The 23,918-nt window shown below is 37.3% G+C and carries 15 protein-coding genes; all 15 read right to left on the reverse strand.

Translation table 11 applies throughout. From position 1 onward, the window contains the following. Positions 1-13: 13 nt before the first annotated feature. Positions 14-3,151: an alpha-mannosidase gene (locus tag KOL94_RS09335; RefSeq protein WP_221565944.1), complete on the reverse strand. Its 3,138-nt coding sequence runs from the start codon at positions 3,149-3,151 to the stop codon at positions 14-16. 38 nt (positions 3,152-3,189) lie between these two features. After that, positions 3,190-5,496: a glycoside hydrolase family 3 N-terminal domain-containing protein gene (locus tag KOL94_RS09340; RefSeq protein WP_221565947.1), complete on the reverse strand. Its 2,307-nt coding sequence runs from the start codon at positions 5,494-5,496 to the stop codon at positions 3,190-3,192. A 175-nt stretch (positions 5,497-5,671) separates the two neighbouring features. Next, entirely contained in the window at positions 5,672-7,255 is a 1,584-nt protein-coding gene (locus KOL94_RS09345) for an extracellular solute-binding protein (protein ID WP_221565950.1), read from the reverse strand. Positions 7,256-7,353: 98 nt separating this feature from the next. Further along, entirely contained in the window at positions 7,354-8,259 is a 906-nt protein-coding gene (locus KOL94_RS09350; protein WP_221565953.1) for a carbohydrate ABC transporter permease, read from the reverse strand. Between the two features lie 16 nt (positions 8,260-8,275). Then, a complete protein-coding gene (locus tag KOL94_RS09355) occupies positions 8,276-9,229 on the reverse strand; it encodes an ABC transporter permease (RefSeq protein WP_221567647.1) in 954 nt (317 codons plus the stop codon). A 436-nt stretch (positions 9,230-9,665) separates the two neighbouring features. Next, on the reverse strand, positions 9,666-11,744 hold the full coding sequence (locus KOL94_RS09360) for a helix-turn-helix domain-containing protein (protein ID WP_221565955.1): 2,079 nt from the start codon (positions 11,742-11,744) through the stop codon (positions 9,666-9,668). Between the two features lie 223 nt (positions 11,745-11,967). Further along, complete coding sequence (locus KOL94_RS09365; RefSeq protein ID WP_221565959.1) at positions 11,968-12,537, reverse strand: YesL family protein; 570 nt, start codon at positions 12,535-12,537, stop codon at positions 11,968-11,970. 699 nt (positions 12,538-13,236) lie between these two features. Continuing rightward, positions 13,237-16,314, reverse strand: a complete 3,078-nt coding sequence (locus tag KOL94_RS09370) for a beta-galactosidase (protein WP_221565964.1) — start codon at positions 16,312-16,314, stop codon at positions 13,237-13,239. A gap of 162 nt (positions 16,315-16,476) precedes the next feature. Continuing rightward, positions 16,477-17,769: an alpha-L-fucosidase gene (locus tag KOL94_RS09375; protein ID WP_221565966.1), complete on the reverse strand. Its 1,293-nt coding sequence runs from the start codon at positions 17,767-17,769 to the stop codon at positions 16,477-16,479. A 1-nt stretch (position 17,770) separates the two neighbouring features. Beyond that, the gene (locus KOL94_RS09380; protein WP_221565970.1) at positions 17,771-18,469 is read right to left on the reverse strand and encodes a copper homeostasis protein CutC; all 699 of its coding nucleotides are present in this window, start codon (positions 18,467-18,469) and stop codon (positions 17,771-17,773) included. 1 nt (position 18,470) lies between these two features. Beyond that, complete coding sequence (locus KOL94_RS09385; RefSeq protein ID WP_221565972.1) at positions 18,471-19,847, reverse strand: M17 family metallopeptidase; 1,377 nt, start codon at positions 19,845-19,847, stop codon at positions 18,471-18,473. A gap of 55 nt (positions 19,848-19,902) precedes the next feature. After that, complete coding sequence (locus KOL94_RS09390) at positions 19,903-20,871, reverse strand: ABC transporter ATP-binding protein (protein WP_221565975.1); 969 nt, start codon at positions 20,869-20,871, stop codon at positions 19,903-19,905. Then, complete coding sequence (locus KOL94_RS09395) at positions 20,868-21,860, reverse strand: ABC transporter ATP-binding protein (protein ID WP_311775122.1); 993 nt, start codon at positions 21,858-21,860, stop codon at positions 20,868-20,870. Before KOL94_RS09395 ends, KOL94_RS09390 begins: the two co-directional genes overlap by 4 nt. 8 nt (positions 21,861-21,868) lie before the next feature. Beyond that, positions 21,869-22,765, reverse strand: coding sequence for an ABC transporter permease (locus KOL94_RS09400; protein ID WP_221565981.1), 897 nt, complete (start codon positions 22,763-22,765; stop codon positions 21,869-21,871). Positions 22,766-22,997: 232 nt separating this feature from the next. Next, entirely contained in the window at positions 22,998-23,918 is a 921-nt protein-coding gene (locus KOL94_RS09405) for an ABC transporter permease (RefSeq protein WP_221565984.1), read from the reverse strand.

Raw genomic sequence — 23,918 nt, forward strand, 5'->3', positions numbered from 1 at the left:
TAAACCTCCAAAACTACTTCATTATGTGATATGTACTAATCTCATATGGATGAAATTTCCGACTGATTTGTCCGTCTTTCATAGACAATTTAGTAACTGGTTGTTCAAGTAAATTCGTTTCATTTATAGCATTTATCGTTTGTCCAAATTGCAAAATAGCAGAAGTTTCACTTCCTTTGGATTCATACAGTCTCAAAATAATCCCATCTTTATTTTCAGCTTGTTTGATTGAATCAACGATTACACTCTCACTCTTTGTGTTTATAAATGCCATCAAATCTGGTAATTCACCCGAATGTGCAGATGTCATAGCAACAGTAATTGGAGAATTTAACTCTTGGCCTTTTTTAACTGTATCTCCGTTTCTCCAGTCCCCTTCATGAGGGAATAATGAATAAGTAAATTCATGCTTCATTAGATCTGCTTGGGTATCAGGCCATTTTGGAGCACGTAAAAGTGAAAGTCTCATTTTATTTCCTTTTATGTCATAACCATATTTACAATCATTTAATAAACTTACACCATAATTCCCCTCTGAAAGGTCTGCCCATCGTTGTCCACATACTTCATACTGAGCTTGTTCCCAACTTGTATTATTATGAGTAGCACGTTCAATCGAACCAAACGGAATCTCATAAGTCGCTTTAGAGTTATAAATATTTACTGGGAATGCAACCTTTAAAAGTTTATGTTTTTCTAACCAATCTACTGTTGTTTTAAAATCTATTTTTTTACTGTTATGATAAAAGGTAATTTCTTGAGTAACCAATGAATGATTCACTTTCCAAATAAATTCTAATTTATCAGAAACAGACCCTTTATAAATTACTTTAGAGTCAATTAAATGGGGATTTATTGCACGCTGCTTTTCAAAGTTCGGATCTATGTCCCAAGCATCCCAATCAGTTGGTAAGTCATCGAATATTTGCAACTCATTCGCATATTCTCCATCTTTAATAATCTCTTTATCAGCTTTCTTATCATATAATCGACTTATCCAACCATTATTAGTAAATTCTACTTTATAAACAGGGGTCTCCCAATGATCACTGAATTCTTTAGAAAGTGCGACTTCTTGTTGATCAGCATCCTCTAACCACACTGTTTTATAACCCATTTCAGGAATGCGATCGATGTATGTATGGAGTGTTACACTTTCATCATCACTTACGATAAAATCTGTTTTATAGCTGTTCCCTTGTTTATCAATAATTTTTTTAGTTAATAGTTCTTTTCCTCCGGTAATCGTTATCATTTCATCACGAGTCCAGCTAAGGCTGTTTAGTAGAATAATTGGTTGACCAGGTCCCTCAGTGTTAATCGATTGAGTAATATACTTAATTGCTTCCTCTTTTAATCTTGTTCCTTTATCAAATAACTCATTATATTGTTTTTCTGATAAATCATATACAGGTGAAATCGATGTACCTGGTACAATATCATGGAACTGATTGAGCATGATTAGCTGCCAACCTTTGTTTATTTCCTCCATCGGATATGTTGTACCTAAAGTGATGTGAGCTAAGCTATTCCAAATCTCTAGTTCTCGATAAAGAGACTCTGCTTTTCTATTATTCTTTTTCGTTTTTGCATGAGTAGTATAAGTACCACGGTGGAGTTCTAAATATAAATCCCCATACCAGTTAGGTAATTGCGGCTTTTTCGAATCTATCCTGTCAAAAAAGTCATGCACCTTATCAAATTTTACATCCGGAAGGCCTGGAAGATTGCTAGACCGTTCCAAATACTCAATCATTTCCCTTGTGACACCACCGCCTCCATCACCATAGCCATATACCAACATTCTCTCAGGAAATTCGTTCTTTTGGTTATAATCCTCCCATGTACGATGAATATCTGCTGGTTCTGTTTGCTGGCCAAGAATATTATGCAAGTAAGATAGTATCTTAGTACCATCAATTCCTTCCCAATTAAATAGATCATATGGGAAACGATTGGTATCATTCCAATTTAGTTTTGTTGTCATAAAATAGTCTGTTCCAGCTTTTTTTAGTATTTGTGGTAAAGATGCACAATAGCCAAATGTATCTGGTAACCACTCTACTCGGGGCTCTACACCAAATTCATCTTTGAAAAATTTTTTGCCATAAAGCAGTTGTCGGACAAGGGATTCTCCTGAAGGGATATTCAAATCAGGTTCTACCCACATACCACCAATAATTTCAAACCGGCCTTCTGCAACTTTTTGCTTCACTCGTTCATAAACTTTTGGTTGGTATTCTTTTAAGAAAGAAAATAACTGAGGTTGACTTTGAGCAAATTCAAAATCGTTATATTCTTCTAATAATGTACAAACACTAGAAAATGTACGAGAGCCTTTTCTAATTGTTTCTTTAATAGGCCACAACCATGCAATATCGATATGCGATTGACCAATGGCTCGAATAGTCCCTTCTCTAAAACCTGATAAATCATTAACTGTTTGATTTAATCCTGCCTCCATCTTTCTAAGTAAATTCTGGTCAAGGAGTGTTTCTTTACTTGGCATACCAAGCTGATCAACTACCTGTCCCATAGCTTTGTGGAGTAAATGGTAGCGAGTATCGCTTTTATCTAATAATGTAGCGGTCTTATAACAAACTTCCAATGTGTATAAAAGACTTTGAACTTCTTTATTTATCAGAACCAAACTACTCTGTTCTAAATATCCTGGTGGTGGATCTGTTTCTGGACCTGCAACTAGGTTAAATCCACGCAGATGATCTTTTGGAATCCCAACTGGGTTAAATATTTCAACTTGGATATGCAACACTTTGTTTCCTAACTTTTCAGGAGGAATTATTACTAGATCACGATTTCGATCCAGACCTTGTATTGGTATTCCTTCCATTGAGATAAGGCTTTCACAGTATGATTGCTTTCCATTACCATTTACTTTAAATAAAATCCCTACGGTATCATTTTGCCAATTTCTAGGGATCTCTACTTCTTTGTCAAGAAAAGCTGTAGTACCAGAATCCGTAACTAAATCACCAATATTTATCAGTAAACTTTCTAAGTTTTCGTTATGGTAGGAATACTCTCCAGGGTTAACATATTGAGCTTTTTTTGATGTCCAACCTTGAATTTCAAGTGAATCCTTATATTGATGAGCCTGTAAGATACGTATTAAACGTTGAATACGCAGCATTTTATTTTTCCTCCCTATTCTGCTTTTGTCTTTTTATTCTAATGATGTGAGCGATCCTCTATGATTAAGTCTTTTTCGATCACGTTATTAGAAGACCCACCTACCATAAGCTTTACTAATCCAGGTTCAACTTTAAAATTCATTTTAATATCCCATATAGCTAGCTCCTCAAAACTGATAGAAAAAGTAACAGTCTTGGTTTCATTTGCTTTTAGCCATACTTTTTGAAATCCTTTTAGTTCTTTATTCCGTTGTGTCACTGTAGCTTCTACATCTTTTATATAAAGTTGGACTACTTCATAACCATCTTTATCCCCAGTATTTGCGACTTCTACAACTAGCTTAACTGGCTTGGAATTCTGAAGCTCCTTTAAGGTGATCGTTTCATTTTCTTCAGAAAGAAAACGATATGTAAAAGATGTATAACTCAAACCATGACCAAAAGGATATAATGCCTTTCCACTCATATCAATGTAATCTTCTTTACCACCACTATCCTTGTAGTTATAATAAACCGGTAATTGCATTGACGAACGAGGAATAGAAACAGTGAGCTTACCATTTGGATTAACATCACCAAATAGAACTTCAGCTATAGCTCTCCCTCCCTGTTGACCTGGATACCATCCTATTAAAATAGCATCGCAATATTGGGTCAGCATTGGAATTGAATAAGGACGTCCTTGAATAAGAACAGAAATGATTGGCGTTCCAGTTGAACTAATTTCTTTCATTAGCTCCTGTTGTACTCCACCAAGTTCTAAACTGGCGACATCAACATTTTCTCCACAATCCATTTCTGTTTCATTGGATTCCTTGACAGCACCGTTATTTTCAAATTCCATTCCAAACTCTCTAGCACTCGTTCCCCCTAAAGCCAATACTACAATATCAGCTTCCTTAGCCATCTTTTTTGCAGTGGCAAACTCGGATTTGTCATTCCCCCTGATCCCACACCCTTTTACATACAATACATCTGTATTCTTGCCGACGATCGATTTTATACCATCAAGGATTGTTACAACATATTCTCTTCGCTGTGGTGGTGTATAGTCTCCGAGTAAATTGTATATATTGTCAGCATTAGGGCCTATAACAGCTATTTTCTTTATCTCCTTACTAATTGGTAATAGATTATTCTTGTTTTCAACTAATACAATAGACTGTCGAGCCATTTCTAAATTCGTTTCGATGGCGTTATTATTCCTTATAACAGTTGAAGGCTTTTCTTTATTTAGAGTTGGTATGTTATCAAAAAGTTTTAACTTGAATTTCAAATACAATACTCTTGAAACTGCTTGATCAACAAGTTGTTCTTCGATTTTCCCACTTTCCATACCAGCTTCGATCGCCATATAAACATCATCCCATAGACTTAAATCTACTCCCGCTTTTAAGCCATATGCAGCTGCTAATTCCTTGTCTCCAGTTAGCAATAACAACCTGTCAAGCGCAGTACCATCTGCCATTACAATTCCTTTGTAATTCCACTCTTGTCGAAGAATCTTAGTTAATAGATGATGGTTTGCATGACAAGGAACACCATCAATCTCATTATAAGCAGCCATACAAGCTAGAACTCCAGACTGTACCCCCGCTTTCATTGGAGGTAAAAAAATCTCTCGCAATTCTCTTTCACCAATTAATGCCGGCCCTGCATTGTGCCCTCCAACTCCTGCCCCTTGTGCAGCAAAATGTTTTAATACTGGGAGAACTTTTGGTGTACCTTCTTTCTCTCCTTGCATTCCACGGACTACAGCCTCCGTCATTTTCGAAGATAAATAGGGATCTTCACTAAAACATTCTTCCGTTCTTCCCCACCTAGGATCACGAACAATGTCCAGAGTGGAGACTAAACCTAAGTGCCCACCCCTGGCTTGCAGCTCATCCGCTACTTGTTGTGAAACCTTTTGCTGTAGCTCTGGATTCCAAGAGGCTCCAGACCCAATATGTGTCGGAAATATGGTGCTTTCCAATGCTTGATGCCCGTGTGGACATTCTTCAGAAAATAGCACAGGTATACCTAATCTTGTATTTTCTTCCACATACGTTTGGATCATATTAGTCACAACTGCACTATCTTCTACATTAATACCATTTGAAAAATTAACATTAGACCACGGATCAGCTCGAAACAAACCATATAAAGCACCCATACTATCAAATTTGGTCACTTGTTCTTTGAAAGCTTTTGTTAATTTATAGCCGTTTTCTGTTTTTCTATAAGCATCCCATCCATACATTTTCTGATTTAATTGACCTATTTTTTCTTTTAAAGTCATCTGGTTTATTAAACTTTTCATTCTTTCTTGTATGGGATCATTATGATTTTTGTATTTTTCCATATGTATTCCTCCAATAGCTGCCAGGATTGAACATCCAAGAAGTAGCTTTCACAGCACACTATTTTAAAATATAACGATGAATCGTATACCTACTTTATTGAGTTATACGATTCATCTTCTATTATCATATGAACCTACCAATGCACCAGAAGATTAAGAATATTCAGTCTAATAATTAGCTGTCTTTCCAACGATCGTAAGCATCTTGATAAACTTGAACATATTGTTCTATATTCATATTTTCAATCGTTTTTACGTATTTATCCCAGTTAGATAATGGTTCAACCCCAGTGATGAATTTAGCTTCCATTTGTTCTACGTAGGATTGTAAATCCACTTCAATGGTATTAACCGTAGATTGTTCTTCATTTGTTAAATACATAAGTGGAATTGGAACTTCTGCATAAGGATCAATTTTTGCTTTCGTTTCATCCTCAATAAATTTATCAAATTCTGTTAATTCCACACCTTCAATTCTAGCCGTTACAGTTGGTGCAGTAATTCCATATGCAGGTGTTAATGTTCCTCGATAATCTTCTCTACTATCAAAACCTTTAGGTACCTCTAAATATTTTCTTGCACCATTTTCACCTTTTTCCCAAAGATATCCTTCAGGTCCATCATTTACGTATTCACGACCTTCTTTTGAATAAAAATAATCAATCCATCGAATCGAGGCTTCTGGATGTTCATTGTTACTTGTGATAGCGAACGCACCTCTATTAATTCCAGGACTACGAGGAAACAATGGCTTATCTGAAACTGAACTAGTTAACGGATGAAACATAGGATTGTTTATTGCTTCTTCTTCTGATTCACCAGTAGTAAAGAATGAGAAATAATCTGGGAATAATCCAAGACGGTTTGCTTGCCCTTTTGCTTTTTTCTGTTCATCAGATTGCGAAAATGTCTCTGAATCTAATAACCCTTCTTCATAAAGTTTATTCATGTAAGTTAAGTATTCTTTATAGTTTTCTGTAATCGGAGTGTACCTAACAGTTCCATCAACCTCATCAATACCCCATTCTTTCAGCCCAAAAGCACCGAGTAACCATGGACGTGTACTATCCATTTTCACATCAATTAATGGAATTTCATCTGCTTCTCCATTCCCATTAGGATCTTCTGTTTTAAAACGTACTAATAAATCATAAAGTTCATCAGTTGTCTTAGGTAGTTCTTTCACACCCAATGCATCTAGCCATTGACCGTTGAACCACATTGGCCCCCTATACCAACCAGATGTTGGGTGCATATTAATTGCGGGTAATGAATAGATGTGTCCATCAACTGTTGTAATGGATTTTTTGATTTCAGGGTTTTCTTCAAATATTTTATTAATATTTGGAGCATGTTCTTCAATAAGGTCTTCTAAAGGTACCAACACTCCTTGTTTTCCATAATCCACTTCCATACCAGCAGTCAAATTAGATGATCCTGCTGCATAAATAATATCTGCTATATCTCCACTGGCAAAGGCTAAATTTAATTTTGTCTGAAAATCACTCATTGGTGGAGTGATATATTCAAAATTAATATTTGTCTTCTCTGAATACTCTTTTAAAGTAGGCATGTCTTTCCATTCTGCCAAACCAGTACCAGGTGCCATCATTGTTAAGTTTATTTCTTCATCTACAATCGGAAAGCCCTCTTTATTCACTGCAACATCTTTAGAAGGTTCTTTACTTGCCTCTTCTTTTGAAATGCATCCTGTGAGTACTAAAATAACGGTTATGAGCAGTGTTAGTATTTTTTTCATCCTGCATCTCCTTTTCGTTTTTTTCCCCTTAAATTGACGCGTTTTTCTTTGTTGAATGCTCACCCCCTTTAATTATCAATTTAGAGAAGGCACACTACTTACCCTTTCAATGAGCCTATCATCACACCTTTAACAAAGTATCGTTGTAAAAACGGATAGACAATAATAATTGGAAGTGTAGATACAATCATTACACCATACTTAATAATCGCGGCAAGTTGTTGCTTACTATGTATCGCCTCAGCCATACTGCCTGTAAGATTCGTGCTTTGTGCTGACATTTCTTGCAATACAAGTATTTCTCTTAAAACTAATTGAAGCGGAAACATTTCTTTGTCAGATAAGTAGATTAATGCATTAAAATACCCATTCCAATGGCCAACACCATAGAATAACGCCATAACAGCAATAATTGGTGCTGATAAAGGTAAAATAATTTTAATAAACATTTTAAAATTTGAGGCACCATCAATGATTGCTGCCTCTTCTAATTCTTTTGGTATGGAAGTTTGGAAAAATACACGAGCAATAACGATGTTCCATACTGCAGCCGCATTCGGTAAAACCATCGCCCAAATTGTGTCAATAAGTCCTAAATTTTTTACTACTAAGTAAGTTGGAATTAAACCTCCACTAAAGAACATTGTCAGAACAAACATACCCATGAGAAGATTTCTACCAGCAAAATCCTTACGAGACAGTGCGTAAGCTGCCGGGATCGTAACTGCTAAATTTATGAATGTCCCTAGTGCTGTATAAAAAATTGTATTGAGATACCCCCTCCAAATTGCGCCATTTTCAAAGATTAGCTTGTAACCATCAAATGTAATATCAATAGGATAAAGCCACATTTTCCCCGAATTTACAGCTGACGGATTACTTATGGATGCACTAATAATATAAATCAATGGATAGAGTACGATCACTAGTGCTCCTGTAAGAAAAATATAAACAAATACCTTAAACATTTTGTCCGTTTTCGTTTCATGTATCGAAGTATTCATTATTTTATACCTCCACTTACCATAGACTTGTTTCACTCGTTTTTTTCGCAATTTTGTTTACAACGATTAGGAGAATCGCATTAATAACAGCGTTAAACAATCCAACGGCTGACGCAAAACTATACTGTGCATCTAATAAACCTGCTTTATAAACGAATGTCGCAATTACATTCGAAGACTCAAGATTAAGTGGATTTTGCAAAAGTAAAATCTTCTCAAAGCTCAGCGCCATAATGCTGCCTACGTTCAAAATTAATAATATAATCATTGCTGGAACAATTGCCGGAATGTTTATATGCCAAATACGCTGAAAACGTGTCGCACCATCTACAATTGCAGCCTCATGATGCTGTGGATCAACGCCTGAAAGTGCTGCGAGATAAATAATAGTCCCCCATCCTGTACTTTGCCATACACCAGATAATACATATACCGTTTTAAACCAATCAGGATCACTCAAAAAAGCAATCGGTTCAAAACCCAAAAATTGAATACCATGATTTATTATTCCTGTTGCTGGAGATAAAAATGCTATGATCATACCAGACATAACAACAACTGAAATAAAATGAGGGGCATATGTCACTGTCTGTACAGTACGCTTAAAAAAACTGTCTTTTACTTCATTTAATGCCAACGCTAGAATGATCGGCAATGGAAAACCTACAATTAATTCGTAGATGCTAATTCCTAATGTATTCTTTAATAAATCCCAAAAATAATATGATTGAAAAAATCGGGTGAAATGATCAAATCCTACCCATTCGCTTCCCCATATCCCTAAAGTTGGATTGAAATTCTTAAATGCAATTTGCACCCCGTACATAGGAATATAATGAAAAATAAAAAAGTATAAAAAAGCTGGTAGGACAAATATGTAAAGCTGCCAGTTTTGTAGAATCTTCCTTCTCTTCCTCTTCTTCAATGGCTTTTCTTGCTTTAATTTATGATATGTAGAACCTCTATTCATTTCTTCTTCCTTTTGTAATGGGGAAGTTGCCGTACTTGAACTCATTGAATGACCCCTCCTTCTATTTTTCTTTGGAACTACCTCTATATTAATGTTTTTTTGAAAATGTAATCAATATGTCGTTTTTATTAAGCATTGTCAACTAGATAACTACACTACTGTATCCGCTTACATTAATAGACTTCTCAACGCTGGAAATATGTCATAATTGTTTTACTATGTAACCCTTTACAATTTATTAGAATGGCTTTATAGCGGTGTTTAAAGGGTTAAAAAGAATAATAAAGCAAAGTTTCCACCTGTAGTATTTGCTTATGGTTAATCGGCGATACTCCTTTTTCTGAATAGTTTAAACAGACGCAAACATTCATAAAAATAACCTAAACTGAAAAAAGCTATGATTTATAAAAATCACAGCTTTAGTAAAATGATTATGTTACTTGTTTAAATTACGATATTGTCCAGGTGTTACACCTACTAGTTTCTTAAACTTACGGGTGAAATTCGCAACATCCAAATATCCTACTTGAACGACGATATCTTTAATTGACTTATCAGTTTCCTTTAACTGCCTCTTTACATCTTCCATACGGAGATCCTGTAAATATTGCGAAAATGTGACACCTGTTTGTCCTTTTATAAAGCGGCTAACGTAAGATACCGATAGTTGAAATTTAATCGCTAAACTTTCCAAAGATAGTTCATACTTATTGTAGTTTTGTCTAATATACTCCAAAATTTCATTTTTCAATTTATCATTATGGCTTTCTTTCTTATCCTCAACCTCTTTACATATTATTAATACTAACGTTTCGAGTTGTTTATGCAATCGTTCAATTGAATGAAAATCTACTATGCTATTAAAATCCTGAATATAATTACTCATTCCAATTTCAGAGGTTGTTTTCACTATCGTATTGATAATATCAAAGCAAATACATTTTATTGTCTGGATAGACAAATCTTTCTCAGCCAGATTTGTAAACATGTTGCGTAATGTTTCAGCAGCAACAATATGATCCCCTTGTTTTAAACTTTGGACAAGCTTTATTTGTTCTTCTTTCGGATATCCAAGTGACTGTTCAGGCTGTATCACGATTTCCTCAAAATAGATCATACTTCCTTGTGGTTTCGTAAATTTATATTCCAATGTTGTAAGAGCTTCAATATATGATCGGTTTATCCGGTCTTTTTCATGATAAAGGCCACCTACCCCAATGGTAGAATCCAAATGACAATTTTTTTTAATATACTGCTGAATTAATGGGACAAGCTTTTGACGCTCTTTGTTAGCATCTTTACCTATTCGATCCATACTTATAATTAAGGCTATTGCATCATTATATATCAAATCAACACCATGTGCTGAGGCGTTTTTCAGCGTAATATTCGATAGGATGTTAAAAACCTTTTCACGTTCTTCTAAATTATCCTCCATAAATGTACCTTTTTCAAAATAAATAATCGCCACAAAGTAGTGCCCATCCTTCATTTGAATATTTAACGTGTGCAATAATGAATTTATTTCTTTTCCATCGCTTAAATCACCTTTTAATAGTTTCACTAATAATTGATCTCTTACAAAAGGCTTTTGCATATACATTGTTTCATTCAAAATTTGATGATCTTCAAACACATGAGTAATCGTTTTACGAATGGTTTCTAGTTCATTTCCGCCTTCCAGATCAACAGTTTCCTTTCCATTTCTGTTTGTTATTTCAAACAGATTTTGAATCGGCTTGTATTGATTTTTCCCAAGGAATACAGCCAATACAAAGCCAACAATTAAAAGAACAATTAATACAGCAAAAATTAATATTGTTGTATTATCTAACCGCTTAAAAAATTGATCGGTATCCATTAACGTTATAAATTTCAAGCCACTTAACTCCGATTTAACAGACACAAGTGAATAATCTTTTCCATTTAATTCAACATTATCGACCCCGTAATGATCAATAGAAAGAGAGGCTAATTGTTCTGTACTAATTGATTCATCATTAATGGCAGATGCAATAACCTGATTATTTTCATCGACTATATATACATTGCCTTCAGATTCACCTAGTATGTTTTGAATCAGATCTGTGATCGTGGATTCCTCTATAAAATACATTACTGTACCATAAGGATTGAGATTATTTGGAGATATCGGAAATAAATAAGCAATCATATTCTTATATTTATCATTGTTTTCATTTTTAATAACTACATTCTTAACAGGCTTAATAAATGGTGTTTTCGTATACAAATCACTAATGAGATCCTCTTTTTTCCATTCACCAAACCGATATTTTTTTTGCATTAAGGCGTCTATAGTATACGAACCACTGGTAGAATATATTGTCTCATCATCATGATAATAGACAAATAGTTCCTCAATGATCGAACTGTTTGCTTTATATTTCTTTAATTCCTCAATTGCTTCTCCACTGTAATAGCCATGACTGATCATATAAGGCGTCAGTCTTGGATCATAGGAGATTCTTGCTGCTAGTGTTGCTAATTCTTTCATACGTTCATTTGTTAGATTTTCTACCTGTTCTAATTTATTTATGTTTGAATGTTCAATTTCCTTCCGAAGGCTGGATACAGAATGATAATAAATAATAGTGCTCATTATAAGAAAAGGAACAAGAAAAACAAGTAGATAGGAGACGATATATTTATATAATAGTCGAGATTTAATCCTATTACGCAACACACTCCCCCCTAATCCTTGTTAAACAACTCAATATTTAGGTTAATCTCTTTTCCTCAATTTGAACACATGCTCGAAACGCAAACCATGCAAGCGGATAAGCAATAATGGAAGAACCTGCAAAAAACAGAAGAATAGGTAGAAATCTCAATAGATAAAATAATAGAAAGAGACAAATGATCATTGCAATCGTTTCCAGAGGACGTGCTAGCGCAACATAAAACGATTGTTTAAAATACAAGAAAAATTTGAGTTCATAACGTACAAATACAGGAAAGAAATACAGCACTGTTAGAAAATACAGGAAAATAATCATAATTAAAAAGAGATGAACATAAAAGGATTCAATGTATTTTTGTGAAATGTTTATATCCACATATAAAAATATCCCTAAACCTATCAAAATAAAACCCAGTCTATTCGATTTAATAAATTGGGTTTTATATACAGAATAGAAATTCTTAAATATTGGAATATCAAAGTCTTCATCAAACCACTTATGTATGACTGAGAATAGTGCAGCTGTTGCTGGCAATATTCCAAAAATCCCCAACCCCAGCAATGTAAATAGCACCCAAAGAAAGTGAAGATACATTACTTTAGACAACCAATTCCCTCCATCATACACCCATTTAAATAGACCATTTATAATTGTCATTTCAGCCCCCGAATCGAAAATACTTCCATTTTTTCTATAATAAAAGACGATAGTAGGATAAAAGAAACCGACTTATTTACCGATTTCTTTTACCAGCCGCTAATATTATTTTTAAGCTATATACGCCAACTAACATATCGATGCTTGGTTGGTCACCTAAAAGATGAACTTCACCTCGAAGGATTTATTTTTACCCCATCTTTTTTGGCTCTTTAACCGTATCGCATCATTCTAAAAGCATCTGGGTCTAAGTTTAAAGAAAGCATTTCTAAGTGCAATTTTGAGTTCGTACTTAGCGGAGTGGACTGGAGAACCGAGCAAGACCTCAATTGACTTCACCTTCGAAATCCCAGACGTTTTTAAGACTCCACTCACCAGCACACGGAGCGGAAAAGGATCACTTCTTGTAGAACTCATCTAGCTGTATGTGTAAACCTCTTTTTTCGCCCATAGTGCAGACTTATTTGCCATGTTTTTTTACAAACACCATGAATATAACTATGATTCTGTTGTTTCGTCAGAATATTTAGTTAATTTATTGCAAAACGAATTTGACTACCCCTTTATTCCGGGATTCTATGATTTATTTTAGCATAATTTTGGTTTTTTCTGCACTTTTTGTCTGATTATTATGATAAATAAATCTTCTCAGGATATAATTTCAACCTCATTAGGACGGTAAACAGATATAACATTCCCCTTTTTATCTGTGGCAAACATAACCGCTCTTTCAGCCTCAAGGAGAAATGAATAAGATCTATTTGATACAGGATCCTTAATTTTAACAGATGTGTCTCCAGCAAACTCGGACACAAAAATAAATAAAGAGCCATTTTCAAAAGAGAGTTTTCTCCCGTAATTGCCTGGTATATCACCTTTTTGCCAATCCAGCTGCTTATTGACTCCTGCTTTCTTTATTGCATATTCGTATAATGCTATTATCGACTCACTTCTTTCATTTAGTTCAACGGGCAATGAACACCAGATCATTTCACCTTTCCCATATGAAATTTCCTTTATTCCCAATGGATTTTGCTCAAATTGCAAAACCTCTTTCATTGCTTCTGCAATTCGTTCTCCACCAAATGAAACTGGATAATGTTTTTCATTGATTTTAAGCATTTCCTCACGAAGGATATTTTTAATGCTAGTTGAACCAATGATATCGTTCATTCGTCCTGTAGCGTGCCAATATTCATCTAAGTTTATAGGTCCTGTAAATAATAGTGTTATACCTTGTTCTTTTACAACTTCCAAAATGGTAGTCAGTGCACTGCTGCTAAAATTGTGCGGACTTGGAATAACAACTAGTTTTGGCAGTTCGTTTCTTAATTCATCAAGATGATATTCACTTAATGCACGAAATGGCGTATTCATCTCATATGCCAATGTTCTTGTAAGCTTCATTGTTGCATCCAAGGCTAGTCTGCGATTCGAGAAATCATTTGAATATGGGAAAACTACGGCTATTTCTTCTAGTTTCCGGCCTTTGAATAAATCACGTGTCTCTTTAATAAACGCACCAAAATCATAAGAAACATTTGTTTCTGGCTTTTCGGTACCGTCAGCACGAATTGCCCCGATATTTGATTCATTTATATTATCCATAAAGTAATTTGTATTCCAGAGCCATTGTACAGCACCAGCCCCACCGGTCGAAAAGGAATAAGCATATTTTCTTTCAAGTATGTTGCGTAATTCTTCTTCACTTCTTTTCGCTTGATTATTTGGATTTTCTACGTACATAATTCCCGTTTCCTGGATCAGATTTGGCTTTGTAGGAGTTTTCGTAAAAATTCCATTCCAGACTAATTGATCCAGCAACCACCATGTGTGGTTCGTTGTATAATCAACCTCATCACAGTAAAATAACGGCGATGGCCGCTGTGAGCCTAGTGCCTCATCCTGTCCAACCGTAACAAGTTGATCTGGTGCTAATCGCTTAATGGTTTCTGTAAGTTTTTTTGCCCATTTGTTATGCATATCCATCGTATACAACGTATAATCTAACCATTTTAACCCCTTTTTTCCAAAGAGCATGTCTTTGATTCCGAAGTTGATCTCACTCGGTTCAGGTGGTTCAATCACATCAAAGGATGGTAATTCCTGTTCGGTCATGTTCCATTTTTCCTGAAGTTCACGAATGGTGGTATGACGCTCTTTAAGCCATTCTCTATATGCTCTACGATCATACTTATCATGAAGTGACCTGGGTCCTGAGAACGTACGACTTGGATCAAATATTGAAGGCTCATTGATTAGATCCCAATTTATATTTGTTGTTTCTGTATGTCTTGAAACGATCGTCGTAATAAAACGTTTTTGCGCCTCAATACTTCGGGGATCAAGATATGGGTTTTCTCCTTCCCATGCTTCTGGTGTAAAGGAAAAGAAAGTAAATGTTACTTCAAGATCATGTTTTTTCGCGCATAAGATAAAAGCGTCGATGGAACGTAACACATTCTCATTAACATGACCATCGACAAACATCATGTTACGCCATGCTGTCCAAATTCCTGTGCGAATATAATTTATACCAGCACGCTTCATTTGTTCCATATCCCGATCCCAAATATACGGGTTGGGTAAGAAAAGAAAATAACGAGCAACATCCGACGTCATATACGTCATTCCCACAATTGGCATCGGGCGTCCATCCTTTTGGAAATAGTCCCGATCACATGTCAATTTACCACCTATTGTTAAAAGCTTCTTATCCATTCCCCAGAAACCTTGGTGAAGTATTCGTTTTTCCCCGAAACTTGATACAGCATGACAAGTAAGATCATATAATCCTGATTTAATATCGATTGGGATAATAAATGAAAGGGTATTTAATTGCTCCGAAGCTTCTATTGCATCTGTTTTAGAAAAGACTTCATTTTCATTTTTTGTAACAATAAATTTCAATGTCCATTCCGTAGTCTTGTTTTTAAACGACTGTAATTGATAGGTTACTTTTGGACGTTCTCCTTCATCGTAGGTAGCATAGTTTGTTTTCAGCCACATTTCGGTTACTCCGTTTGTTACAAACAAAGCTAATTCCTGCATAGTCTTTGCGCCTTTTACTGTCCAAAATCGTTCATTGACCTCCTGATTAATGAATAGCCAGCGACCTCCTGTGAATTTCCCTTTCATATTTTCAATTAATACACTAGGAGCGGCCACTTCACGACCACCTTTCGAAACACCTTTAAGCAACGGATAAATATGTGCATCCATAGGCCCCACTGACCCCATTTCGGCTTCAATTGTACTAGATTTCGTAACATGTAGCACAAAATTACAAGTATCCGAAATTTGAAATAGGTCTTCTTTACCCGCGAACACAGGAATATCCTTATTATGCTGTAAAGAAGCGATCGGTTCGGAATCAACATGCAAAGCCTCATGAATATTTAATTGTTGATGGAAAGCCGTTTGCGCACGTTCCCTTTCCCAATTTCCATTCGCCATATAGCATGGAACTCGAAAAGGAATACCGCCAATATGTACGATTCCTTTACCACTTTTAAGGTGATCATATATTGCTTGCCAAGCCTTTTTTGGAAAATAAGGACCATGAAAATTTATAAAACAGTCCACCTCATTATTTGATAAAATTTCTTTTAAAGAAACAGCATCTGCAATGATTATTTCATTGCTGAAGTTTTCAAAAAATGAACTGTCCGGTCTATGGCCATCTATTGGAAAACGAGAATCATAGAAAATGACGATGTTACTCATGATTAATAACCTCCATTTTTATTAACGGGACATTCTATTAAAAAAATATAGAGCGAAGTAATAAAAGATCAACCCTCACTCTAAAAGTTTATTTTAATTATAGATCATTAGATAAGTCGAAACTCTTATTATAGAATCGAAAAATGTTAGGTACCTATTTCCTCATTCCAAACAAAGCTCAATCACAGGTACTACATGGTCTGGCTTTATGATTGGAAGCTCAAGGACTGTTTCGTTATTCCCGATAACCGGTATATCGTGATGAAAGACATCCGATTCTTCAAAGGTTTTGACCGGTATTTCGGAATGGTCATGAAGAAATCTCGCATATTTCACCTTTTGCGAAAAATTCTTCAAGTGGATCGTTCTGAACGGCCATGAAAAGATATGTATGAATACCTTATCTCCTTTTTGCGTGAGTCTGCAATCCTGCGGACATTCAAACGAACTTGATCCAGCACCGTAGATCGCTTCACTGTGGAAGTCAATCCACTCCTCTATTTCCTCAAGTACTCCCATCGTCTCCAAATCGAAATTTCCTCTTGCAGTCGGACCGCAATTCAATAAGAGATTTCCATCCTTTGAAACGGTATCAATTAACAACTTGATCAGCATCTCCGATGATTTCCAATGAAGATTGTTCGGATTATAACACCATGTTCCATTCAGCGTCTGACATGCTTCCCAAATTCTTTTTGCTCCTTCGGGTGTATAAAGTGATTCTGTCGGCTGATACTGTTCCGGTGTATAAACTCCTCGATCCAACCCTAACCGATTATTGAGCAGTATATGCGGCTGATGGGTCAGGATCAGTTGTTCAAGGTCTTCCGATTTCCAGTCATCAGGTCCTTTCCCTTTTGACCATCCCCAATCTCGATCTCCGTAGGAAAAGTCGAACCAGAAGTAATCAATCTTCCCATATCGGGTTACAAGTTCTTCTACTTGGTCAAATAAATATTGTTGGTAAATGGACATGTCCCGCTGCTCATTCCTTGCATTCTCATCTTCCCGCTGAGGATGGAGGCCGTCGATTGTAAAATGTTCGTGGGACCAATCGATGACAGAATGATAGAAGCCGATTTTCATCCCTTCCTGACGACATGCTTCCACAAACTCACGAAGAAGATCTTTTCCATAAACGGTATTTGTAATTTTATAATCGGTATACTTACTATCCCATAAAGCGAATCCTTCATGATGTTTTGTCGTAAAAACGATGTATTTCATTCCGCTTTTCTTCGCTTGCTTCACCCATTTTTCCGGTTTAACAAGATCTGGATTGAATTGTTGCAGATACGTGGCATATTCAGTTTTTGAAATTTTCTCCTGTGTCATGATCCATTCATCTTTTGCTTTTAACGAGTAAAGCCCCCAATGAATAAACATACCAAACCGATCATGTAGGAACCAGGTTGGATCCCCGTATTTTTCCGGCCAGTCATATGAGTCCCACATATCAACTTCCTCCCCTTAAGGTTTTCTGAATAAGCTTGACGACGTCCTCATCAAAGGTATTCCTAAAAGACTGATCGATCCTGACAGCTTTACCAAAATGATATTGATTTGCATTTACGGTTTCATGGATTCCTTGAATATTATCGAGTGTCAAGCCTGCACCAGGCATTATGTCAGGTCCGTTCATTTTTTTGGCAATATGGACAAGTTTCCTGAGCTTCCATTTCCCTTCGATACAGCTTTTTTCCCCGCCTGAAGTGAGGATCCGTTTCACATTCATTTTGTATTTGATCAGCGATTCGTAGGCTTCATCCAAAGAATGAACCTCATCGAAAGCTCGGTGAAACGTAATGTCCAATTGTGGATAGGTTCCGATGATTGTGTCTAAGATTTGTTCATCGATCCTGTTATCTTTAGTGAGTGCCCCAAAAACGATCCTGGCCCCCCCAAGTGATAACACCTTTCGGATATCTTCCCGAATGATTTTCAAATCACCATCCGTGTAACAATAGTGGTAGCTGTGGGGACGGATCATCACCTGGACCGGTATCGACACGCTTTCCAATACTTGTTTTATCGTTCCATAGCTTGGTGTCAATCCACCTTCCTGGATGGCTGATACCAATTCGATTCTGTCCGCACCTAGTTTTTCTGCTTGTACTGCCTCCTGACCATTTTGAACAATAACCTCTAACACCATTTCACTCTTCAACCTCCATATGAATCAGTTCGGCCAATAATCGAACACCATAGCCTGATGCACCCGGAACATGATAGCCTTGTACTTTCCATGGTCGTACGGTATTTGCCATATCAATGTGTACCCATTTCCGCTCCGCTTCTACGAAGTGATTTAAAAATACAGCAGCCGTGATCGCACCTCCGAAAAGTGAGGAACCGACATTATTCAAATCCGCACAATCACTTTCTAAATACGTTTCATAATCGTGGATCAAAGGCATTGGCCATACGTGATCGCCGGTATGATCGCCTAGTTCCTTATAGGACCACAAATCTTCTTCACGATTGCTGAAGATGCCTGCTGCTTTCAATCCAAGCGCTTGACCGATCGTCCCGGTCAATGTTGCGATATCAATAATTGTCGTTGCACCTAATTCTTGCACATGTAAAAGACCTTCTGCTAGGATCAATCTTCCCTCACCATCGGTATTTCCAACCTCGACAGTTGTTCCATTTTTGTACTTGATCACATCTGAAGGAAGAAAAGCATCCCTTCCTGTAACATTTGTAACTAACGGCAAAACGGCAGTTACGTGAACAGGACTATTCAAGTCTGCCAGTAATTTCATTGCCCCGACTACCGCGGCAGAACCACCCATATCCATCTTCATTTCACCGATATCACGTGCTGTCTTGACATTCACACCGCCTGAATCGAACGTTACACCTTTTCCGACAAGCGCAATATGTTTTCGGTCACTATTTTTCAATGTCAATACAGCTAGTTTCGGCGGATAACCACTTCCATTCCCGACCATCGCAGTCGCTTCGAATCCTCTTTCCTTTAACTCTTCTGATTCGATGATCTCGACTTTTACTTTTGATTGATGGAAGATACGTTTCAACCGATCTGCATATAATGCTGGTGTCAATTTGTTCGCAGGCTCATTACATAAATCACGTGCCAGGTACACTGCATTGGCACGGATTTGTGCGGTCTTGATGTGTACATCATATTGATCAGTGTTTAACTTAAAGGTCGGGTACTGTTTGTTCTCCTCTTTTTTATAGGCCAAAAACTGATACCCGCCTAAATATAAGCCCTCCATGAAAGCTGCAACGATCTCTTCTTTTGAAAGTCCTTCACAATGTGTTATGAGTTTTTGAAAATCGATCGTTACTTCTTCACATGGATACTCCTGGATTGCTTTAATCGTCTCGCCGCCGAGAAAACGAATATCCTCTATCGATTTTCGTTCTTTCTTAAACCCTATTAGTAGATAAAGTTGCTTTTTCATTTGTATAACATTTGTTTTTCCGAAATCAATCATGTGTCTATGGATGACAAGATCTTCATTTTCATCAACCTCTTCAATCGCAATTACTTTTATATTCACCTATCCATCTCCTCGTACGTATGCATTACTGACTCTTTGGGAACAACGTCTTTAATCAATATAAATGACATGCTGTATATTGTTCTCTACCTAGTTGCTTGAGTTCCGGTACTATTTTCCTGCAGATCTCCATCGCAGCCGGACATCTTGTATGGAACTTACATCCGCTGGGAGGGTTTGCTGCACTTGGAATCTCCCCGGTTAAAACAATCGTTTCACGTTTCTTTTTTGGATCTGGTTGGGGGATGGAGGACAATAACGCTTGTGTATAAGGATGTTTCGGATTTTCGAATATTTGTCGTTTCCTAGCGATTTCGACCAGATTCCCTAAGTACATCACGCCGACTCGATCGCTGATGTGTTCAACTACACTTAGATCATGAGAAATGAATAGATACGTAAGACCGAATTCTTCTTGTAGATCTTTCATCAGATTCAAAATTTGTGATTGGATCGATACATCTAAGGCCGAAACTGGTTCGTCTGCAATGATCAGTTCAGGTCGTAAAATCAACGAACGGGCAATTCCGATTCTCTGCCGTTGTCCACCGCTGAACTCATGTGGGTATTTTTCCAAATGGAATTCGCTAATTCCGCATTTATCCATAAGCTCTGTTATAAGCTTTTTCTTCTCATCATTTGGCATTTTGGGATAGTGGATCTTCAATGGTTCCAATAAAATATCTTTGACTTTCATACGTGGACTAAGAGACGCATATGGATCCTGGAAAACCATTTGCATAGGTTTACGGTATTTCTTCCAATCTTTTTCAGAAATATTCGCGAGGTTCTTTCCTTTAAAGTTAATCTCGCCTGAGTCTGCTTTTATCAAGCCATTGATCAAACGTCCTGTGGTTGATTTGCCACAGCCTGATTCTCCTACCAATCCGAACGTTTCCCCTTTTTTGATGGAAAATGAAACCCCATCCACTGCCTTTACATACTTATTTTCAGCAAACCACTTTTTTGAAAGTGGAAAATGTTTTTTAACGTCTTTTATGTCGATCAATACATCATCCTTCATTCGGTCATCGCCCCCTGCCTTTGGTCTTGATAAAGCCAACACCGGCATGAATGTCCGTCTTCTTCGATTAAACCTGGTTCTTCCGTATGACAAAAATCCATCACATCTTTACATCTCGGTGCGAATTTGCATCCTGTCGGCATATTTGTCGGGCTCGGAACTGTACCTGGGATTGAATGAAGCCTCTTGCTGCCTGATCCGATTTTTGGAACGGAGGCAATCAACCCTTTTGTATACGGGTGTTTCGGATTTTCAAATAATAATTCTACAGTCGTTTCCTCGACAACTCTTCCGGCATACATGACGATAACACGATTGCAAACTTCAGCAACGACCCCTAAATCATGTGTGATCATCAAGATCCCCATGTCATTTTCCTTTTGAATCTCTTTCATCAAACTCAATATTTGTGCTTGGATCGTAACGTCCAATGCCGTTGTCGGTTCATCCGCAATCAACAAAGATGGTTTACATGAAATTGCCATCGCAATCATGACCCGTTGTCTCATACCGCCTGATAATTGATGCGGGTATTCTTCCATAATGTCTTTCGCCCGCGGTATACCGACAGACTCCAGTACTTTTACCGCATGTTCAGCCGCATCTGCCTTTGACATCTTCAAATGGAGCTGGATTGGTTCTCTCAGCTGTTTACCGATTTTTAGGACTGGATTCAAGGATGTCATCGGTTCTTGAAAGATCATCGCCAATTCTTTCCCTCGATAACCTTTCATACTCGATTCGGGTAATCGAAGTAAATCATGATCGTTATAAATGACTTGCCCTCCCGTTATTTTCCCAGGTGTATCATGTAAAAGTCTCATAATGGATAAGGAGGTTACACTTTTCCCACACCCGGATTCCCCGACAATCCCGACGTTTTCACCTTTATCAACATGAAAGCTGATCCCATGTACGACAGTTTGCATCCCTTTATCAGTTTTGAAGGCTGTTTGTAGATTGTTTACTTGGAGTATGTGATTCATCATTTCCCTCCTTAGTCTTTTGTTTTAGGGTCTAACACATCTCTCAACCCGTCACCTAATAAATTGAACGCTAAAACGGTCAGGAAAATAATCAACCCGGGAAAGAAGACGAGGTGGAAGGATGAATCGATGTAATCTCTAGATTTACTAAGCATTGCACCCCAGTCTGGAGATGATGGTTCTGCACCTAATCCTAGAAAGCTCAAACTCGCTGCAGCTAATATGGCTGTTCCTACTTTCATCGTAAAGTACACTATGATGGTCGGTACGGTTTCAGGAAAAATATGTTTCCAAATGATGCGTCGATTGCTTGCCCCGATTGATCTTGTTGCCTCAACGAAAAGCATTTCTTTCGTCTCTAACGTGGCACTGCGGACGATTCGTGCAAATGATGGAATACTGAAAAAAGAAACCGCAATGATGACATTTCTTAAACCAGGTCCCAAAATCGCAACAATACCAATTGCCAAAATCAAGTCAGGGAATGCAAATAACACATCACAAACCCTCATGATCGACCGATCCAGCAACTTCCCGAAAAAACCACTGACCAATCCAAGAATCGTACCGAAAACCGCACCCAGCAATACTGCTGAAATACTGACCGATAACGTTAATCTCGCTCCTACTGCCAATCTGCTTAATATGTCTCTTCCAAATTCATCCGTACCGAAGAAATGCTCGAGGGTAGGAGACTCAAGAACTCGATTATAATCAGGTTTTGCAGGATTATATGGAACGACAGACGGACCAATGATCATGATGAGAATCAGGAAAAGAATGAAGAAAAGGGAAATGAGTGCAGGCTTTTTCTTACGGAACTTTTTCCAGAATTGATGAAAGTGTGTCTCTTTTCGTTCATTCACAATTCGGTCCGTGGTAACAACTTCAGGTTGGATGTTACTCATATTAAACCTCCATACAAACTTTTTTAATAAGTTTCTTATACACAGATGTAATGTCTAGCTCCACCGCCTTGGTGATCGAGGTCGCTTCGATTCTTCCGCAAACACAAACAGCGTGTTATCTCCAGTACTTGCACTCCAAGGATAAGTGAAACTTAAGTAAGCTGCTTCGCTATGCTCGGCGCTGACTTAGTTTTCTTTATCGAACCTGATCAAGTCGCTTCCTTTATTCTATTTATTGGTAGCGTATTTTCGGATTTAAAAAGCTGTAAACGATATCGACAAGCAGGTTCACTAAAATGAATTGTAATGAAAAAAGTAAAATTTCCGCTTGGACCACCGGGTAATCTCTCATTTGAATCGAATCGATCAATAGTCTTCCGAGTCCCGGAAAGCTGAAAACGGTTTCAACGACTACTGAACCTCCTAATAGAAAACCAAACTGAAGCCCTGCAATCGTCACGACAGGAATCAATGAATTCTTCAAAGCATGTCCAAAGACAATTGCATTACCACCAAGCCCTTTTGCACGACCAGTACGTATATACTCTTGCTTCATCGTGTTCACGAGCGAAGATCGCATAAACCGTGCAATCATCGCCATAATGCCTGCTCCTAAAGCGAACGAAGGCATCAGGTAGCTTTTCCACCCCTCAGCACCCCCAGTCGGTAACAACCCCAATTGGACAGAAAATAGTTGAATCAATACAAGACCTACCCAAAAGTTTGGAAGGGATATACCGGATACAGCCGTCAACATACCGAGATGATCCGGCCACTTGTTTCGAAACACGGCAGAAATGACTCCAAGTAAAATACCGACGACGAGTGCCCAACCGATGCTCATGAAGGTCAGTCCAAGTGTCGGTATGATTCGTTCACCGATCAACTTGCTGACAGGTGCACCGGATTGGATCGAATATCCCAAATTACCAGAAAGTAAATCTTTTAAATAGAGTAGATATTGTTCAATTAAAGGTTTATCCAGACCGAGATTTTCCCTGATTGCTTGTACTTCCTCTAACGTTGCTTTTTTACCAGCTATCAATCTAGCTGCATCACCAGGGATCAGATGAATGAACATGAAAATTACGAATGACACAACAAGTAAGAGAGGTATTAGACCAAGAACACGTTTCAATATGTACTGCCACAT

It is taken from the genome of Alkalihalobacillus sp. TS-13 (assembly GCF_019720915.1).
GTDB lineage: Bacteria > Bacillota > Bacilli > Bacillales > Fictibacillaceae > Pseudalkalibacillus.

Coding starts and splice junctions, on each gene's coding strand:
- KOL94_RS09375 (WP_221565966.1), bottom strand. CDS start 17,769: ATGTGGGACTCATATGACTGGCCGGAAAAATACGGGGATCCAACCTGG.
- KOL94_RS09350 (WP_221565953.1), bottom strand. CDS start 8,259: ATGAATACTTCGATACATGAAACGAAAACGGACAAAATGTTTAAGGTA.
- KOL94_RS09360 (WP_221565955.1), bottom strand. CDS start 11,744: ATGAAAGAATTAGCAACACTAGCAGCAAGAATCTCCTATGATCCAAGA.
- KOL94_RS09370 (WP_221565964.1), bottom strand. CDS start 16,314: ATGAGTAACATCGTCATTTTCTATGATTCTCGTTTTCCAATAGATGGC.
- KOL94_RS09390 (WP_221565975.1), bottom strand. CDS start 20,871: ATGAAGGATGATGTATTGATCGACATAAAAGACGTTAAAAAACATTTT.
- KOL94_RS09335 (WP_221565944.1), bottom strand. CDS start 3,151: ATGCTGCGTATTCAACGTTTAATACGTATCTTACAGGCTCATCAATAT.
- KOL94_RS09400 (WP_221565981.1), bottom strand. CDS start 22,765: ATGAGTAACATCCAACCTGAAGTTGTTACCACGGACCGAATTGTGAAT.
- KOL94_RS09395 (WP_311775122.1), bottom strand. CDS start 21,860: ATGATGAATCACATACTCCAAGTAAACAATCTACAAACAGCCTTCAAA.
- KOL94_RS09405 (WP_221565984.1), bottom strand. CDS start 23,918: ATGTGGCAGTACATATTGAAACGTGTTCTTGGTCTAATACCTCTCTTA.
- KOL94_RS09355 (WP_221567647.1), bottom strand. CDS start 9,229: ATGAATAGAGGTTCTACATATCATAAATTAAAGCAAGAAAAGCCATTG.
- KOL94_RS09340 (WP_221565947.1), bottom strand. CDS start 5,496: ATGGAAAAATACAAAAATCATAATGATCCCATACAAGAAAGAATGAAA.
- KOL94_RS09345 (WP_221565950.1), bottom strand. CDS start 7,255: ATGAAAAAAATACTAACACTGCTCATAACCGTTATTTTAGTACTCACA.
- KOL94_RS09380 (WP_221565970.1), bottom strand. CDS start 18,469: ATGGTGTTAGAGGTTATTGTTCAAAATGGTCAGGAGGCAGTACAAGCA.